The 17,834-nt window shown below is 64.9% G+C and carries 16 protein-coding genes; 6 read left to right on the top strand and 10 right to left on the bottom strand.

Annotation, left to right across the window (positions count from 1 at the left end):
- Position 1 precedes the first annotated feature (1 nt).
- The 4 genes from V5F68_RS09760 to V5F68_RS09745 all read left to right on the top strand — a co-directional run bounded on the left by V5F68_RS09760 (position 2) and on the right by V5F68_RS09745 (position 3,815).
- The gene (locus tag V5F68_RS09760; protein ID WP_394012354.1) at positions 2-238 is read left to right on the top strand and encodes a (2Fe-2S)-binding protein; all 237 of its coding nucleotides are present in this window, start codon (positions 2-4) and stop codon (positions 236-238) included.
- Between the two features lie 103 nt (positions 239-341).
- Complete coding sequence (gene bfr, locus V5F68_RS09755) at positions 342-824, top strand: bacterioferritin (RefSeq protein WP_348848115.1); 483 nt, start codon at positions 342-344, stop codon at positions 822-824.
- Positions 825-1,024: 200 nt separating this feature from the next.
- Positions 1,025-2,053: an extracellular solute-binding protein gene (locus tag V5F68_RS09750; RefSeq protein WP_394012353.1), complete on the top strand. Its 1,029-nt coding sequence runs from the start codon at positions 1,025-1,027 to the stop codon at positions 2,051-2,053.
- A 121-nt stretch (positions 2,054-2,174) separates the two neighbouring features.
- The gene (locus tag V5F68_RS09745) at positions 2,175-3,815 is read left to right on the top strand and encodes an ABC transporter permease (RefSeq protein ID WP_394012352.1); all 1,641 of its coding nucleotides are present in this window, start codon (positions 2,175-2,177) and stop codon (positions 3,813-3,815) included.
- 90 nt (positions 3,816-3,905) lie between these two features.
- Here the strand turns inward: V5F68_RS09745 and V5F68_RS09740 are convergent, their stop codons facing one another.
- A complete protein-coding gene (locus V5F68_RS09740; protein WP_394012351.1) occupies positions 3,906-5,849 on the bottom strand; it encodes an acetoacetate--CoA ligase in 1,944 nt (647 codons plus the stop codon).
- Between the two features lie 321 nt (positions 5,850-6,170).
- On the opposite strand from V5F68_RS09740, the gene V5F68_RS09735 reads away from it, so the two are divergent.
- Complete coding sequence (locus tag V5F68_RS09735) at positions 6,171-8,009, top strand: AsmA family protein (protein ID WP_394012350.1); 1,839 nt, start codon at positions 6,171-6,173, stop codon at positions 8,007-8,009.
- 36 nt (positions 8,010-8,045) lie between these two features.
- Here V5F68_RS09735 and V5F68_RS09730 read toward each other — a convergent pair whose 3' ends face one another.
- From V5F68_RS09730 to thrC, 3 genes are read right to left on the bottom strand one after another with little or no spacing between them, the layout of a single operon-like run.
- Positions 8,046-8,699, bottom strand: coding sequence for a GNAT family N-acetyltransferase (locus V5F68_RS09730; RefSeq protein WP_394012349.1), 654 nt, complete (start codon positions 8,697-8,699; stop codon positions 8,046-8,048).
- Positions 8,700-8,732: 33 nt separating this feature from the next.
- Positions 8,733-9,998, bottom strand: coding sequence for a M16 family metallopeptidase (locus V5F68_RS09725; RefSeq protein WP_394012348.1), 1,266 nt, complete (start codon positions 9,996-9,998; stop codon positions 8,733-8,735).
- On the bottom strand, positions 9,995-11,407 hold the full coding sequence (gene thrC, locus V5F68_RS09720; protein WP_394012347.1) for a threonine synthase: 1,413 nt from the start codon (positions 11,405-11,407) through the stop codon (positions 9,995-9,997). Before thrC ends, V5F68_RS09725 begins: the two co-directional genes overlap by 4 nt.
- Positions 11,408-11,655: 248 nt before the next feature.
- On the opposite strand from thrC, the gene purB reads away from it, so the two are divergent.
- Entirely contained in the window at positions 11,656-12,963 is a 1,308-nt protein-coding gene (gene purB / locus V5F68_RS09715) for an adenylosuccinate lyase (protein ID WP_394012346.1), read from the top strand.
- Positions 12,964-13,049: 86 nt separating this feature from the next.
- Here purB and grxD read toward each other — a convergent pair whose 3' ends face one another.
- The 6 genes from grxD to purS form a co-directional block, all read right to left on the bottom strand.
- The gene (gene grxD / locus V5F68_RS09710; protein ID WP_394012345.1) at positions 13,050-13,388 is read right to left on the bottom strand and encodes a Grx4 family monothiol glutaredoxin; all 339 of its coding nucleotides are present in this window, start codon (positions 13,386-13,388) and stop codon (positions 13,050-13,052) included.
- 110 nt (positions 13,389-13,498) lie between these two features.
- The gene (locus V5F68_RS09705; protein WP_394012344.1) at positions 13,499-13,969 is read right to left on the bottom strand and encodes a RidA family protein; all 471 of its coding nucleotides are present in this window, start codon (positions 13,967-13,969) and stop codon (positions 13,499-13,501) included.
- Positions 13,970-14,088: 119 nt separating this feature from the next.
- The gene (locus tag V5F68_RS09700; RefSeq protein WP_348848104.1) at positions 14,089-14,322 is read right to left on the bottom strand and encodes a BolA family protein; all 234 of its coding nucleotides are present in this window, start codon (positions 14,320-14,322) and stop codon (positions 14,089-14,091) included.
- 45 nt (positions 14,323-14,367) lie between these two features.
- Positions 14,368-16,575 carry a phosphoribosylformylglycinamidine synthase subunit PurL gene (gene purL, locus V5F68_RS09695; protein ID WP_394012607.1) on the bottom strand — a complete coding sequence of 736 codons (2,208 nt, stop codon included), beginning with the start codon at positions 16,573-16,575 and terminating at the stop codon, positions 14,368-14,370.
- A gap of 37 nt (positions 16,576-16,612) precedes the next feature.
- On the bottom strand, positions 16,613-17,314 hold the full coding sequence (gene purQ, locus V5F68_RS09690) for a phosphoribosylformylglycinamidine synthase subunit PurQ (protein ID WP_394012343.1): 702 nt from the start codon (positions 17,312-17,314) through the stop codon (positions 16,613-16,615).
- Between the two features lie 226 nt (positions 17,315-17,540).
- Positions 17,541-17,783 carry a phosphoribosylformylglycinamidine synthase subunit PurS gene (gene purS / locus V5F68_RS09685; RefSeq protein ID WP_348848102.1) on the bottom strand — a complete coding sequence of 81 codons (243 nt, stop codon included), beginning with the start codon at positions 17,781-17,783 and terminating at the stop codon, positions 17,541-17,543.
- Between the last annotated feature and the right edge of the window lie 51 nt (positions 17,784-17,834).

Genomic DNA, 17,834 nt, shown 5'->3' with positions numbered 1-17,834 from the left:
CATGATCGTTTGTTCGTGCAACGTGTTTTCTGACCATCAGGTCCGCGACGCCCTGGCGTCATCGGGCGGCGCCCGCTCGCCTGGCGAGGTGTATCGGTGCCTTGGCTGCTCGCCGCAATGCGGACGGTGCGCGCGTACTATTCGCGCCATCATGGATCAGGTACAAAGCTCGTGCTCTTCCTGCGCCGCTGAATGCCCGGCGGCCGCACTCACCGGCCGACTTATCGCCGCGGAATGAGGGAAATCCCGGAGTTGCACGGGTGCTGCTCTTAGTTTAGAACTTCTCTAACTATATTTCCAGTGAGACGGTGCCATGCGGCGCCGCTTTAAGGAGTTGGGACATGAAGGGTGATGCCAAGGTCATCGAGTATCTGAACCGAGGCCTTCGTTCGGAGCTCACCGCGATCAACCAGTATTGGTTGCATTACCGCATGCTCGACAACTGGGGATACAAGGCGCTCGCGAAGAAGTGGCGCGCCGAATCCATCGAGGAGATGGTGCACGCCGACAAGTTCGTGGACCGCATCCTGTTCCTCGACGGCTTCCCGAACCTGCAGGTGCTGGATCCGCTGCGCATCGGCCAGGACGTGAAGGAAATTCTCGACGCCGATCTGGCGGCCGAGCAGGAAGCCCGCGCCCTGTATCAGGAAGCCGCCGCTTACTGCCATTCGGTGAAGGATTTCCCGAGCCGCGACCTGTTCGAAGAGCTGATGACGGACGAGGAAGGCCACATCGACTTCCTCGAAACCCAGCTCGACCTCGTCGCCAAGCTCGGCCTGCCGCTCTATGCGCAGCATCACATTGGCGAACTCGACGAGCACTGAGCCTTTTTGCTTTCCATGCTTTGAAAGCCCGGCGGAAACGCCGGGCTTTTTCTTTTTCGGTCCCGCAACATCTTGTTTAGATATTCTCTAACCTTTTGTCTTCACACGCTCTTTCGTTGACGTTGCGTATGGTGGCGCGTTAGCGATCAAGCAGAGATTGGCAGCTCGCGTGCTGTCGCATCGCTTGGTGAGGCGTGTCCATGTCCAGGAAAGTTTGCTCCCCGCTCCTTCTCGCCGCCTGCGGCTGGGCCGTGCTCTCGGCCGCGCCCGTGGCCGCCGAAGAAGTGGTGAACGTCTATACGACCCGCGAGCCCGGCCTTTCGGCGCCGCTGTTCGACGCCTTCACCAAGGCCACCGGCATCACCGTCAACAGCGTGTTCGTGAAGGACGGGCTGGCCGAGCGCGTGAAGGCGGAAGGCGCCGCCTCCCCCGCCGACGTGCTGATGACCGTGGACGTGGGCAATCTGCTGGACGTGGTGGACGCCGGCGTCACCCAGCCGGTGGAAACCGCAGTCCTTACCGCCGCCGTGCCGGCCAATCTGCGCGATCCGGCGGGAAACTGGTACGCCCTCTCCATGCGCGCCCGCCTGGTCTATGAGGCGAAGGACGTGAAGCTGGCCGACTTCCACTATGAGGATCTCGCCGATCCCAAATGGAAGGGCAAGGTCTGCATCCGCTCGGGCCAGCACCCTTACAATGTCGCGCTGACCGCCGCCTATATCGTCCATCACGGTGAGGCGAAGACCGAGGAATGGCTGCGCGGCCTCAAGGCCAATCTCGCCCGCAAGGCCACCGGCGGCGACCGCGAGGGCGCGCGCGACATCCTCGGCGGCATCTGCGACATCGCGGTCGGCAATTCCTATTATGTCGGTCTCATGCGCTCGGGCATGGGTGGGCCGGAACAGAAGAAGTGGGGCGAGGGCATCGACGTGGTGCTGCCCACCTTCGAGGGCGGAGGCACCCATGTGAACGTCTCCGGCGCGGCGGTGGCCAAAAATGCGCCGAACAAAGCCAACGCCATCAAGCTGCTGGAATTCGCCGTTTCGCCCGACATGCAGCACATCTATGCGCAGCAGAACATGGAATACCCGATCCTGGCCGGCGCCAAGGTCGATCCCATCATCGGCGCGCTCGGCCCGCTGAAGGTCGATTCCATCTCGCTCGTGGACATCGCCAAAGCGCGCAAGAAGGCCAGCGAGCTGATCGACAAGGTCGGCTTCGACAATTGATCGACGCAAGATTGTGAGCGACGCGACCTTCGAGCAGAAACCAGGGACTCTGCCCGGCCCTAAATCCCTTAAGCTGCCGGGCACCGCGAAGGTGTCCCGGCTTCTGCTTGGGGCTGGAGCCGTGGCTGGATTCGTTCTGCTGCCGGTGGTCGCGCTGGTCGAGATTGCGCTTCAGGGCTCCGGGGATCTGTGGCCACACCTCGTCGATTCGGTGCTTCCGGTCGCGCTCGGGCAGACGCTGACGCTTCTGGTCGGTGTGGGCGTCGCGACCATCCTCATGGCGGTGCCGTGCGCCTGGCTGGTGGCGACCTGCGATTTTCCCGGCCGCAAGCTACTCGATTGGGCACTGCTGCTTCCCCTGGCGGTGCCGAGCTACATCGTCGCCTATTCCTATCTCGACGTGCTGCACCCCCTTGGGCCCGTGCAGAGCGCGATCCGCTGGGCGCTGGGCATTTCCAGCCCGCGCGGCCTGCATCTGCCAGACGTGCGCTCGGTGGGCGGGTGCATCTTCGTGCTCAGCTGCGTGCTGTACCCCTATGTCTACTTCTCCGCGCGCGCGAGCTTCATCGTGCAGTCTGCGGCGGCGCTGGAAGTGGCGCGGACCCTTGGGGCGAGCCGCATGCGCACCATCTTGCGCATTGCCCTGCCCCTGGCGCGCCCGGCCATTGTGGCCGGCGTCACCCTCGTCCTGCTGGAAGCCTTGGGCGATATCGGCGCCTCCGAATTCCTCGGCATGCGGACCCTGACGGTGTCCATCTACACCACCTGGGTGAACCGGGCGAACCTGCCGGGCGCGGCGCAGATCGCTTTGGTGATGCTGGTGCTCGTGCTCGCGGTCATCCTTACCGAGCGCTGGGCACGTCGTGGCGCGCGCTATGTCGCCACCGGCTCCACCCGCCCGCAATCACCGCTGCGCCTGACCGGGGGCGCCGGGATCACCGCCACGGTGTTTTGCTGCCTGCCGATCCTGCTGGGTTTCGTGGTGCCTGTGTTGCACCTCGGCACTGCTGCCGCGCAGCGCATCGAATTCAGTGGTTTTTCCGGCGGCATTCTCATTGAAACACGCAACAGCGCCCTGCTGGCCCTCTCCGGCACGCTGGTGGCGCTTACGCTCGGTTCGGTGGTCGCCATGGCCCAGAGGCTGACGCGCTCTTCGCTGGCGGTCTGGTTCGCGCGCATCGCCGGCCTCGGCTATGCGGTGCCGGGAACGGTGCTCGCCATTGGCCTGCTGACGCCGCTCGCCGGATTCGACAATGCGGTGAACCGGGCGATGACATCCCTGTTCGGCGTGTCCACCGGCCTGTTGATTTCGGGCTCCGGCGCGGCGCTGGTGATTGCCTATGCCATCCGCTTCCTCACCATCCCCATCGGCGGGCTGGAGGCGGGCTATTCCAAGCTTTCGCTGCATCTCGACATGGCGGCCCGCAGCCTCGGCTGCTCGCAGCGGGCGACCGTGCGGCGCATCCATCTGCCGCTGCTGCGGCCGGCTCTCGCGACCGCGGCGCTCATGGTGTTCGTGGACGGCATGAAGGAATTGCCGGCTACGCTGCTGCTGCGCCCCCTCGGCGTCGAGACGCTGGCGACGCATATCTATGCGGAAGCGGCCCGCAGTACCTACGAGGATGGGGCGCTGGCGGCGTTGCTGATCGTGTTGGTGGGACTGGCGCCGGTGATTCTGCTGGCGCGGATCTCGCGGGCCGGCGTGCCGACCTCGACCAGCCGCAGCCCCGTGAGCCCGAGCCCGGCGTCCGATCCGCGCTGAGGACGCGCGCGACGCGGCGAGCCGATCTTTAGCAAAAAGGCGTGCCGCGGGGATCGCCCACGACACGCCCATTCTTACTTGCGCAGGGTCTCAGCTGCGCAGGCTCTGCAGATCCTGATACTGGAACAGGGCCTCGGGGTTTGCGAGAGCGTCCGTGTTCTTCACCGGCCGCCCGTGGACGATCTCACGCACCGCAAGCTCGGTGATCTTGCCGGAGCGGGTGCGGGGAATGTCATCCACCTGCACCACCTTCGCGGGCACGTGGCGCGGGCTGGCGCCGGTGCGGATCTGGCTCTTGATGCGGCTGACCAGGGCATCGTCCAGCGTGATGCCTTCGCGCAGCCGCACGAACAGCACCACGCGCACGTCATTGTCCCAATCCTGGCCAATGGCGACGGATTCCATCACCTCGGAGATCTGCTCGACCTGGGCATAGATTTCCGCAGTACCGATGCGCACGCCCTGCGGGTTCAGCGTGGCGTCGGAGCGGCCGAGGATGATGATGCCGCCGTGCTCGGTCCACATGGCGAAGTCGCCATGGCACCAGATGTTCGGGAAACGCTCGAAATAGGCGGCGTGATACTTCGCGCCCTCCGGGTCGTTCCAGAACTTCACGGGCATGGAGGGGAAAGGCTTGGTACAGACCAGTTCGCCACGCTCCTGGCGCACCGGCACGCCCTCCTCCGACCACACGTCCACCGCCATGCCGAGGCCGGCCGCCTGGATCTCGCCGGCCCACACGGGCGCCGTCGGATCGCCCAGCACGAAGCAGGAGATGATGTCCGTGCCGCCGGAGATGGAGGCCAGATGCACGTCCTTCTTGATGGCCTCATAGACGTATTCGAAGCCCTCGGGCGCCAGCGGCGAGCCGGTGGACGTGATCAGCTTCACCGACGAAAGGTCATGGGTGTCGCAGGGACGCAGGCCTTCCTTGTGGAGCGAGTCGATATATTTGGCCGAGGTGCCGAACAACGTGAACTTTTCATCCTGGGCATAATCGAACAGCACCTGGGGCGTCGGGGCGAAGGGAGAACCATCGAACAGGCACAGGGTCGCGCCGATGCCGAGCCCGGATACCAACCAGTTCCACATCATCCAGCCGCAAGTGCTGAAATAGAACAGCCGGTCACCGGCGTTCGAATCGCACTGATAGCGGTGCTCCTTGAGATGCTGGAGCAAAGTCCCGCCTACCCCGTGGACGATGCACTTTGGCACGCCCGTCGTGCCGGAGGAGAAGGCGATGTACACTGGGTGGTTGAAGGGAACGCGCTCGAAAGTGACTGCAGCCGCCGTGAACGGCGCAATGAAGGCCGGGAAGGTGGCCGCGCGCGGCAGCTTGGCGGCGACCTCGTCGGCGCATTCCAGATAGGGAACGATGACGATCTTGTGGGCGGTCGGCAGCCCGGTCGCCACCTGCACCAGCTTGTCGCCGATATCCACCCGCTTGCCGTTATACCAATAGCCGTCGCAGGCGAAGAACACCTTCGGCTCGATCTGGCCGAAGCGATCCAGCACCCCGCGCTCGCCGAAATCGGGCGAACAGGAGGAGAAGATCGCGCCCAGCGAGGTGACCGCGAGCATGATCGCGATCGTTTCGGGCATGTTCGGCATCATCGCCGCGACCCGGTCGCCCACGCCGACCCCTTCGGCCTTCAGCGCCTGCTGAATGCGCGAGGTCAAGGCATGCAATTCGTCGAAGGACAGGCGCTTTTTCACCTTGTCCTCGCCACGGAATATCAGCGCCGTCTCCGCGCCCTGCTTGCGGAGCAGGTTCTCGGCGAAATTCAGCTTTGCATCCGGAAAGAACTGGGCGCCCGGCATCTTGTCGCCGTCGACCAAGCGTTCGACGCCTTTTTCGCCGATCACGGCGCAATCGTCCCACACCACGTCCCAGAAGTCGGCCGGGTTCGCGATGCTCCAGGCATGCAGGTCGGCATAGGACGCGAGAGACTGGCCGTGCTTGCTGTTGACCGCGCCGATCAGTGCCGTGACATGGGTGCGAGCGATGCGCTCGGCATCCGGTTTCCACAGCATATGTTCTCTTTGAGTCACGATGCCCTCCCTGACTTGGCCACCACGTGCCACGGCGGCGGTACCGCCTAAGACATAACCCCTGGCCAAGGCCTCTGCTAGCGGGTGAATTGAGCGCCACAGCCATCAAACCGACACAGACCCCGAAGAATGTCCCCGCTTCCTGGGAGAAGTGATAGAAGCTTCCGGCTCGGTGCGGCACGAGCCCAGTCCCAAACCCGAAGACCGGATGAATACGTGGTGAATTTCGGTGCAACGGCCCGGCGGTTGATTTTGATTCTGGCCGCGACCGCATGTGTGCTCGCAGCCGTATGTGTGGCCGCCATGGTTCTCGTTCCCGCGCTGGTGCCCGCCAATGAAGTGCGGCGCCTCGCGAGCGATGCCTTGTTGCGCGCGACCGGACGCGTCGCGCAGATCGCCAATGCCGACGAAGATATCGGCACCAGCGAACCTGGCGTGGCCCTCCTGCCCTCGCCTCGACTGATTCTCGGCAAGTTCGCGGTGGCGCTCGACGATGGCGCCTCTTTTGATGCCGAAGGCGCGGTCGCCCGGCTGCGTTTATTGCCACTGCTGTTCGGACGGATGGAAGTCGCCGACATCACATTGCTGCGCCCGACCCTGCTGGTCACGGGCAAGCGCCTCCCGCACGCCCTGCGGCTCAGTCCGTTGGTGGGCTCGGCCGATGTGCCCGAACTGCGCCTGCGCGGCGGCACGATCGCCATGCGCAACGCAGAGGGCCTCACGCAGGAACTGATCAGCGATATCGATGCGTCGCTTGAGCGGTCCTCGGGCGGCAATGCCCTGGCACTCACGCTCGGCTTCACCTGGCGCGACCGGCAGGTCGACGGCCGCATCTCCATTGCCGATGCGGCCGCCTTTCTCGCCGGCCAGGCGAGCGAGAGCCGCGTCGATCTTTCCACCGGAACGTCCTGGGTGCGGTTCCGTGGGCTCGCCGCAGGCGGAGAGGCGCCGACCTTGCTCGGCGATGCCTCCGGCGAGACCAATGCGCTACGCGGCCTGCTGGACTGGGTCGAGATGCCGGCGCCCACCTCTGGCGGGTTCGGCCATTTCTCATTTTCCGGCAAGGTTTCCGCGAGCCGTCGCGAAATCTCCCTCACGCCCGCCAATGCGGAGCTGGATGGCAATCGCAGCGAGGGCGCGCTCTCGGTCAAGCTCGATGGCCCCCGCCCTTCGGTTCAAGGCACGTTCGCCGCAGACAGCCTGAACGTGACGCCTTACGGGCGACTGGTGCTGACCGACGAGGGCGGCACCAATTGGGATCGGGGCACGCTTTCAACGGACGGCCTCAAGGCGATCGACGTGGACCTGCGCCTGTCCGCCGGAACGGTGCGCACCGAGGACCGCACCTTTGAGCGCGTCGCCACCAGCGCCACCTTGCGCGCGGGTCGCCTGGTTCTGGCGCTGGGCAATGTTCAGGCCTGGGGCGGGGCCGTGCGCGCCTCCCTGGCCCTTGCACCGCGCCCCGATAGCGCCGACGGCATCCTGGTCCATCTGGAAGGCGATGCCATGGATGTCGCGCTGGATCAGGCGCTCGATGACCTCGCCGGCTTGCGCAAGCTGGAGGGCAAGGGCGATCTTCAGCTGCTGCTGGAGGGATCGGGCAACAGCATTTTCGAGATCGCCCAGAGCCTGCAGGGCCGGATCGCGCTCTCGGGCAAGGCCGGCGCGGTGGTCGGGCTGGACGTGGCACAGGCGCTCAAGCGCATCGAGCAGCGTCCGCTTTCGGCCGGGGGCGACTTGCGCGGCGGCCGAACCGCCTTTGACGCACTATCCGCGAAGCTGACCATCGCCAAGGGCACCGCCTATGTGGATGAGGGCCGGCTCGAAGCCAAACAGGTGCGTGTCAACGTCACCGGCACCGTCTCGGTGATTCTGCGGGATCTGGATCTACACGGTCAGGCCGGGCTTTTGCCGGCGGCCGGCACCAGCGGCGACAAGCTGGCGTTCGATCTGCCCTTCCTCGTTCAGGGCCCCTGGACCAGCCCCAATGTGATGATCGACCCCCAAAGCCTCATTCGCCGGTCCGGCGCCGCCCAGCCGCTGCTGGACGCGGTGCGGGCACGCGGCTCCGGGGAAGCCGCGGTGCGCTCGGTGATCGAGCAATTGGCCAAGCCCGCCGCTGTGGCTCTTCCCGCGAACTGACGCACACCCAGCGGCTATTGGCCTGTCCGCCGACGGCTATTGAGACGTTCGGGTCGGCTCCACCGCGCGCAGGGGCGTCACCTGCGTCACCTGAAAGGGTGTCAGCGCCGCCTCGTCGCTCCGCAGGCGGGCGAACAGGAAATGGTCTTCCCAGGTGCCGTTGATGCAAAGATATTCGCGGGCGAAGCCTTCGCGTACGAACCCGGATCGGCGAAGAAGATTGATGGAGGCGGAATTGTTCGTCATGCACGCCGCCTCAATGCGGCGCAGATGCAGCACATCGAACGCCACGGGCACCACGGCCGCCACCGCCGCCTTCATATAGCCCTGCCCCGCGTGCCGCGCACCCATCCAATAGCCGAGGCTCGCGGCCTGGCACACGCCGCGCCGTACGTTCGACAGAGTGAGCCCGCCGAGGAGCGCATCGTCGGCGGTGCGAAAGATGAAGAGCGGGTAGGCTTCATCGCGCTGCATGTCCCGCGCGTAGCGGCGCAGCCGGCGGCGAAAGGCGCTCTTCGTCAGATCGTCCAGGGGCCAGAGCGGCTCCCAGGGGGTGAGGAAGTCGCGGCTTTCCTCCCGCAGGGCCTGCCAGCTTGCAAAGTCTTTCATCTGCGGCACGCGCAGATATACGCCGTCGCCCATGATGGATGGCAACGCGCTTTGCTCGAAGACAGAACTGAACAACCACATGCCCGATCCCGCCACAGCGAGGAATGACGCGCGTCACCGCATCGTCAAACGTTCCATCACCCGCGCAGCCGGTTCAAGCCCCTTCCCCGGCCCGATCGCCGATAAGGTTGGGCGCGCATTGGCCAGGAGGTCCCGCGCGCTCGCGCGCACGCTCTCCACCGTGACGGCTTCAACCTTGGCGACGATTTCTTCCACCGGGATGATCCGGTCGAACCCGAGGATCTGCCGCGCCGCCTGATCCGCCCGCGCGCCGGAGCTTTCCTGCGCGGTCAGCACGCCGACCTTCATCTGGGCCTTAGCGCGGTTCACTTCGACTTCGGTGGCGCCGTCCGCCAACGCGAGCAGTTGATCGATCACCACATCGGTCAGTTCACCGACATCGCCCTCGTCGGTGCCCGCGTAAATACCGAACAGGCCCGTGTCCGCATAGGCCCAATGAAAGGCATAAATCGAATAACACAGGCCGCGCGTTTCGCGCACTTCCTGGAACAGGCGCGAGGACATGCCCCCGCCCAGCACATTCGTCAGAACCTGAAGTGCATGATAGCCGGGGTCGGTATAGGCGCGCCCCTCCAGCCCCAGCACGATATGCACCTGCTCCAGATCGCGCGGCGTGAGCACCGTGCCGCCGCCATAGGCTGCAAGTGGCGTCGCCGGCTTTTGCGCGGAGCCTATGGTGCGCAGTCGCTCGGTCGCCTCGCGCACCAGATGGTCGTGATCCACGGCGCCCGAAGCAGACACGACCATGCGCGGGCCGCGATAGCTGCGCTCCAGATAGGTGCCGAGCGCGCTTGGGTTGAAGCCGCGCACCGTCTCCGGCGTCCCCAGAATGGAACGCCCGATGGCCTGTCCGGGAAAGGCGCGCTCCTGGAACAGATCGAACACGAGATCATCCGGCGTGTCCTGCACAGCGCCGATCTCCTGCACGATCACATTCTGCTCGCGCACCAGCTCGTCCGGCGCGAAGGCCGGCTCGGTGAGGATGTCAGCGAGGATATCGAGCCCGAGCCCGAGATCCTCGCCCAGGACACGCACATTATAGGACGTGTGCTCGACGGAGGTGGCGGCATTGATATCGCCACCCACCTGCTCGATTTCCTCGGCGATGCGCCGCGCGGAGCGCCGGCGCGTGCCTTTGAACGCCATGTGCTCGAGCAGATGGGAGATGCCGTGCTCGTTCTCCTGCTCATCGCGAGCCCCTGCCCCGACCCAGATGCCGAGCGACACCGTGCCGAGATGCGGCATCGGATCGGAGATGACGGTGATTCCGTTATCCAGCGTGGTCCGCGTGACGCTCATGCGGCCGCGCCCGAGGTGATGCGGGAATGGCTGGAGATGAAGCTTTCGATGGCCGCGAGATCATTCGGCAAAATGGTGGTCTTCTCCTTGCGGGTCATCAGGTCCGCCATATGCGGGGGCAGCGCGGGGCGCTTGCCGGTGGCGGCTTCCACCACGTCCGGGAACTTGGCCGGATGGGCTGTGGAAAGGATCACCTGCGGGACGCGGGGATTGTGTTCCACCTTCCCAGCAACCGCGAGCGCGACAGCGGTGTGAGGATCCACCACATAGTCGGCCTCGCGATAGATGCGGGTGATCGTGGCGAGCGTTTCCGGCTCGTCCGCCCGGCCGGCGGAGAATTCCCCGCAGATGGTGGCCATCGCCTCGCGCGGCAAGGTGAAGGCGCCGGACTGGGTCAGCGAAGCCATCAATTGACGCAGGGCGGCCGAATCCCGGTTGAGCGCCTCGAACAGGACGCGCTCGAAATTCGACGAGATCTGGATGTCCATGGAGGGCGAGGAGGACGGCTGCACGCCGCGCACCTCATAGCGCCCGCTCTCAAGCGTGCGGGCGAGGATGTCGTTCACATTGGTGGCGATGGTGAGATCGCGGATCGGCAAGCCCATGCGCTTGGCGACCCAGCCGGCCAGGATGTCGCCGAAATTGCCGGTCGGCACGACAAACGAAACCTCACGCGCCGGGGCGCCGAGGGCCGTGGCGGCGTAGAAATAATAGACCACCTGAGCGACAATGCGCGCCCAATTGATGGAATTCACGCCCGCCAGCGCCATGCGGTCGCGGAAGCCGTGATGGTTGAACATGCCCTTCACCAGGGCCTGGCAATCGTCGAACGTGCCTTCCACCGCGATCGCATGCACGTTGTGCGCGCCGACGCCGGTCATCTGGCGGCGCTGCACCTCCGACACGCGGCCATGGGGATAGAGGATGAACACATCCACCGCATCGGAATGGCGGAACGCCTCAATGGCGGCGCTGCCGGTGTCGCCCGAGGTGGCGCCGACGATGGTCGCCCGCGCGCCACGGGCGGATAGCACATGGTCCATGAGCCGCGACAGCAGCTGCATGGCCACGTCCTTGAACGCCAGGGTCGGGCCGTGGAACAGCTCCAGCACGAACCGGTTCGGTCCAATCTGGACCAGGGGCGTGGTCGCCGGATGGCGGAAATGGCGGTACGCATCCTCGATCATGAGGTCGAGGGCCTGCTGGGGAATCGCCCCGGCGACGAAGGGAGAAATGATTCTGCGGGCCACTTCGGCATAGGGCCGCCCGGCGAGCTCGGCGATCTCCTCCGCGGATATCGTGGGCCAGGTTTCCGGCACATAGAGGCCGCCGTCACGGGCAAGGCCCGCCAGCAAGGCATCGGCGAAGGACAATGGCGGCGCCTCGCCGCGCGTGGACACGTACAGCACTCATGTTCTCCGGGCATCGGCGTCCTCGGACGCCTCCCAACCTAACCCCGCAGAGCCGTTGCGGGAAGGCGCGGCCGAAACGATACCCCGCCTGTGGGCCGCGTCTTATCCGGCATTGCGGCTTGAAGCCAGCCCGCCGCAGCCTGCGTCATGCAAATGCGCACATATAGGCAGCGTCGGCGGCGCTACCGAAAGCGGCCTTGATCTGATACAGGGCTCGCCTTGCCGATAATGAAAAGAGCGTCGCGATGATCCCCCGCTACAGCCGCCCGGAAATGGCCAGCCTCTGGTCCCCCGAAGCACGGTTCCGCATCTGGTTCGAGATCGAGGCCCATGCCGCCGATGCCATGGCGGAGCTTGGCATCGTGCCGAAGGAAGCCGCCGCCAAGATCTGGGAACTGGGCCGGGACGCCGAATTCGACGTGGACCGCATCGACGCCATCGAGCGCGAAGTGAAGCACGACGTGATCGCCTTCCTGACCCATCTCTCCGAGATCGTCGGTCCCGAGGCGCGCTTCGTGCACCAGGGGATGACCTCCTCCGACGTGCTGGACACCTGCCTCGCGGTGCAGCTGGCGCGCGCCTCGGACCTGCTGATCGCCGACATCGACCATTTGCTGGCGGTGCTTGAGCGGCGTGCGTTCGAGCACAAGCTGACCCCCACCGTCGGCCGCTCGCACGGCATCCATGCCGAGCCGACCACCTTCGGCATCAAGCTGGCCATCGCCCATGCCGAATTCCAGCGCGCCCGCGTGCGGCTGGTGGCGGCGCGCGCGGAGATCGCGACCTGCGCCATTTCCGGCGCGGTGGGCACCTTCGCCCATATCGATCCGCGCGTGGAGGAGCATGTCGCGGCCAAGATGGGGCTGAGCGTGGAGACCGTCTCCACCCAGGTGATCCCGCGCGACCGGCACGCCATGTTCTTCGCCACGCTTGGCGTGATCGCCTCTTCGGTGGAGCGGCTGGCCACTGAAATCCGCCATCTCCAGCGCACCGAAGTGCTGGAAGCGGAGGAATATTTCTCCGAGGCCCAGAAGGGCTCCTCGGCCATGCCCCACAAGCGCAATCCGGTGCTCACCGAAAACCTCACCGGCCTTGCGCGCATGGTGCGCGCCTATGCGCTCCCGGCCATGGAGAATGTGGCGCTCTGGCACGAGCGCGACATCTCGCATTCTTCCGTGGAGCGCATGATCGGCCCGGACGCGACCGTGACGTTGGACTTCGCCCTCGCCCGTCTTGCCGGCGTTGTGGACAAGCTGGTGGTGCATGCCGACAACATGCAGAAGAACATGGATAAGCTCGGCGGCCTCATCCATTCCCAGCGGGTTCTGCTGGCCCTCACCCAGAAGGGCGCGAGCCGCGAGGACAGCTATCGCCTCGTCCAGCGCAACGCGATGCGCGTGTGGCGCGGCGAAGGCGATTTCCGCACGTTCCTGCTGAACGACGAAGACGTGCGCAAGTATCTGAGCGAGGACGACATTAACGAGAAGTTCGATCTCGGCTACCACCTCAAGCATGCCGATACGATCTTCAAGCGCGTGTTCGGCCACGCCTGAGGAGCGACGGGCAACTCCGAACCCCGAAAACAAAAATGCCCGGGTCAGCCCCGGGCATTTTCATTTCCACCTTTGGAACAGCGAAATCAGCCAAGGGCGCGATCGCGTACGGGCACGCCCTTTTCCTCGAACAGCGGGATCAGCTCGCCCGCCTGGAACATCTCGCGGACGATGTCGCAGCCGCCGAGGAATTCGCCCTTCACATAGATCTGGGGAATGGTCGGCCAGCTCGCATAGTCCTTGATGCCCTGGCGCAGCTCGTCGGATTCCAGGACATTGATGCCCTTATAGGCGACGCCCACATGGTCCAGGATCTGCACCACCTGGCCGGAAAAGCCGCACATGGGAAACTGCGGTGTGCCCTTCATGAACACGACCACGTCGTTGTCCTTGACCTCACGGTCGATGAATTCGCGAATGCTCATATCTCTAGTCCAGATCTGGTCCGAAGACGCCGGTTCATGCCGAGAACATCGGGCTTGAAAGCGCAAAGTGCAAGGGCGGGGCGCGACGGGCACCCATGCCCTCACGAGACTTATTTTTTCGCCGGAGCGTAGAATGTCCCCTCGACTTCGAGGATGTCGTCCTGGTTCAGACGGTCCACCTCGACGATGGTCCGCGGCGGATAGGGGCCGTTGCCCCACAGCTCTTCCTGGATCTTGTTGGCGATCGGACGGAAGCGGTACATGTCGGTAACATAGACCACGAGGCGCACCGCATCCTGAAGCGTCGCCCCTTCCGATTCCGCGATCAGCTTCATATTAAGGAAGGCCTGTCGCACGCGGGCTTCGTCTCCGGCGACCAAGGTATTGGTCGCCGGGTCGATGCCGCGCATGCCGGCGATGAAGACGAAGTCACCCGCGCGCGTGCCAAGGTTCCACGTGCCGGTCGGCTTAATGGCGCCGGGGGGCGATAGGGTCTTCACCCCATTCGGCGAATCGGCCAACGCCGTCAGAGGGGTTAGGGCTACGGCGGTTGCAACGAGTAGGGAATCAATGCGTGTCATGGCAAAACCTTGGCGCGAGAGATCGCCGAATGGTTTGCAATGAACCAGGTTAAGTCAATGATATTGTTTGATTAATTTCCATGCAACTGACGCCGAAACGAGCGCCGCCCGCGATCGTTTCAGGCAGGCGCCGAGGTCTTCAGCGCGAGGGCATGGAGCACGCCGCCCATGTTGCCCTGGAGCGCGGCATAGACCATCTGGTGCTGCTGAACGCGGCTCTTGCCGCGAAACGCCTCCGACACGATGGTCGCTGCATAATGATCGCCATCGCCGGCGAGATCCTCGATGGAGATCTGGGCGTCCGGCAGCGCGCTCTTGATGAGCCGCTCGATGTCGCGAGAATCCATGGCCATGGGTTTATTCCTTCGCTGGGAGCGCCGCAGTCGAGCCTTCGGCCCTCACGACATGGAACTCATGTAGATGGGCAGCCATGACTCGTGCCGATCGCGCAATGCTTCCACGAATATTGAGCGGTCGCCTGGCAGGATCAAGCGGTCGCCGCCGGTCTTGCCGATCTTGGTGATGGGAACGCCCGCCGCTTCCGCGCGCCGCACGATATCGCTGCCCTGGCCGTGGGCGGCGGTGACGACATAGCGCGCCTGATCTTCGCCGAACCAGAAGGCGTGGGGCGCCATGTTGCAATGGCTGTCCACGGCGGCACCGAGATTGCCGGCCATCGCCATTTCGGCGACGGCCACCAGCAGGCCACCGTCAGATACGTCATGGGCAGCGCTGACGAGGCCGTCGAGGATGAGCGCGCGCACGAAATCGCCGTTGCGCTTTTCGGCGACGAGGTCCACCGGCGGCGGGGCCCCCTCTTCGCGTTCGCAGATCAGGCCGAGATAGATGGAGGCGCCGAGCCAGCCCTCGGTCTTGCCGATCACATAGATCGGCTCGCCGGCGGCCTTGAAGGCAAGGCTCATGGTCTTGGAGAGGTCGTCGATCAGGCCGACGCCGCCAATCGTCGGGGTCGGCAGGATGCCCTTGCCGTTGGTCTCGTTGTAGAGGCTGACATTGCCCGAGACGACCGGGAAATCCAGCGCTTCGCAGGCCGCGCCGATGCCCTTCACGCAGCCGACGAACTGGCCCATCGTGTAGGGCTTCTCGGGATTGCCGAAGTTCAGATTGTCGGTGACGGCGATGGGGGTCGCGCCGACGGCGGTGAGGTTGCGCCAGGCTTCGGCGACCGCCTGCTTGCCGCCTTCGAAGGGATCGGCCTCGCAATAGCGCGGCGTCACGTCCGTGGTGAGGGCGAGCGCCTTCGGCCCTTCCTCGACCCGCACGACGGCCGCGTCGCCGCCCGGCTTCTGGACGGTGTTGCCGAGAATGAGATGGTCATACTGTTCCCAAACCCACCGCTTGGAACAGAGGTCGGGAGAGGAGAGCATCTGCTCCAGCGCGTCGGCGAGCGTTACGCTGGTCGGCACGTCCGCCGGTGTCAGCACGGGGCGCGGGGGCGATTCGTTGAACGGACGGTAATATTCGGGAGCCTCGTCGCCGAGTTCCTTGATGGGAAGATCGGCTTCCACCACGCCCTTATGCTTCACCACGAAGCGCAACGTATCGGTGGTCTTGCCCACCACGGCGAAGTCCAGGCCCCATTTCTTGAAGATGGCCTCGGCCTCGGCCTCCTTGCCGTCGGCGATCACCATGAGCATGCGCTCCTGGCTTTCGGACAGCATCATCTCATAAGCGCTCATGCCGGTTTCGCGGCAGGGCACTGCATCGAGATTCAATTCCACGCCGAGGTCGCCCTTGGCGCCCATCTCGACGGCCGAGCAGGTGAGGCCGGCGGCGCCCATGTCCTGGATCGCCACGACGCAGCCCGCCTTCATGATCTCCAGGCAGGCTTCCAGCAGCAGCTTTTCCGCGAACGGATCGCCGACCTGCACGGTCGGGCGCTTCTCCTCGGCATCGGCGCCGAACTCGGCCGAGGCCATGGTCGCGCCGTGGATGCCGTCGCGCCCGGTCTTCGAGCCGAGATAGACGATTGAACGGCCCACGCCTGCGGCCGCCGCATAGAAAATCTCATTGGTCTTGGCGAGGCCGACGGCCATGGCATTGACCAGGATGTTGCCGTTGTAGCGCCCGTGGAAGCCGATCGAGCCGCCCACGGTAGGCACGCCGAACGAATTGCCGTAGCCGCCAATGCCCGCAACAACGCCCGCTAGCAATTGGCGGGTGCGCGGGTGGTGGCAATTGCCGAAACGCAGGGCGTTCAGCGCGGCGATGGGCCGGGCGCCCATGGTGAACACGTCGCGCAGAATGCCCCCGACGCCCGTTCCCGCGCCCTGGTAGGGCTCGATGAAGGAGGGGTGGTTGTGGCTCTCCATCTTGAACACGACGGCAAGCCCGCCGCCGATGTCCACCACGCCCGCATTCTCACCGGGCCCCTGGATCACGCGGGGCCCCGTGGTCGGCAGGGTGCGCAGCCAGACCTTCGAGGATTTATAGGAGCAATGCTCGTTCCACATGGCGGAAACGATGCCGAGCTCGGTGATCGTGGGTTCGCGCCCGATCAATTCGACGAAGCGCTGATACTCGTCCGGCTTGAGGCCATGCTCGGCCACCAGTTCGGGCGTGATGCGCGGGGTATTGGGGATCATGTTCACGGGTGCGATCCAATCCGAGGGCGCGGGGCGGCTAAGCCGCCACCTTCAGCGCAGCGGCGAGACTTTCGAACAGGCCCCGACCGTCGGTCCGCCCGATCTGAGCCTCGATGCTATTTTCCGGGTGCGGCATCATGCCGAGAACATTGAGCTTCTCGGAATAAATGCCGGCGATGCCATTGATGGCGCCATTCGGCCCGTCGGCCTGGTCGATCTGGCCGTCGGCGCGGGCATAGCGGAAGGCGATGCGCCCTTCCGCTTCCAATTGCTTGATGGTCGCTTCGTCGGCGGTGTAGTTGCCCTCGCCATGTGCGACGGGAATGCGTAGCAGTTCATTCTTGCGATAGGCGCGCGTAAACGCCGTATCCGCCCGCTCCACCCGCAGGAAGACCTCGCGGCAGACGAAGCGCAGCTTGGCATTGCGCACCAGAACGCCCGGCAGCAGGCCGGCTTCGCAGAGAATCTGGAAGCCGTTGCAGATGCCCAGCACCAAGCCGCCCTTTTCGGCATGCGCGCGGACCGCGCCCATGATGTTGGCGCGCGCGGCGATCGCGCCGCAGCGCAGATAGTCGCCGTAGGAAAACCCGCCCGGCAGCACCACGAGGTCCGTGTGCTTGGGCAGTTCGCTCTCGCCATGCCAGACGATGTTCACATTGGAGCCGGCGACGAGCTTCAGCGCGCGGGCGGCGTCGTGCTCGCGGTTCGATCCAGGGAAGAGAATGACTGCTGATTTCATGGGATCAGTGCATATCCGCGCGTTCAAACCGGCAGGAGGCCCAAGCGGCCATGCAGGTTGAAATGGGGCCGGAGACTATACCAGTTTCAATACGGGGCCACGAAGCCGGGCTCGCCAGGGCGGGCTTGCAATCGTGGCCCTTGCGATCGTGACGGCGGACGATGCGGAGATCGGCCATGAGTCCCTCGTTCGCGTCAGAGGCGAGCGGTGACATCAACACACTCTATCACTCTGCAAACTCGACCTTGTAGGTCTCGATCACGGTATTGGCGAGGAGGCGGTCACACGCCTCCTTCAAGGCGCCCTCGGCGGACGCCCGGTCATTGCCGGCCAGCTCCACGTCGAAAACCTTACCCTGACGCACGCTCTGCACACCGGAGACGCCGAGCGAACGCAACGCGCCCTCGATGGCCTTTCCCTGGGGATCGAGCACTGCGGATTTCAGCGTGACGATAACGCGCGCCTTCATTGAACATCACTCACAACAGAAGCGGGGGCCTTTCGGCCCCCGCGTAGCAGC

The sequence above is a fragment of the Roseixanthobacter pseudopolyaromaticivorans genome, assembly GCF_043195145.2.
Classification (GTDB): domain Bacteria; phylum Pseudomonadota; class Alphaproteobacteria; order Rhizobiales; family Xanthobacteraceae; genus NCEH01.
Note: the sequence above shows the minus strand (reverse complement) of the source record. Positions and strands in the feature narration are given on the sequence as shown.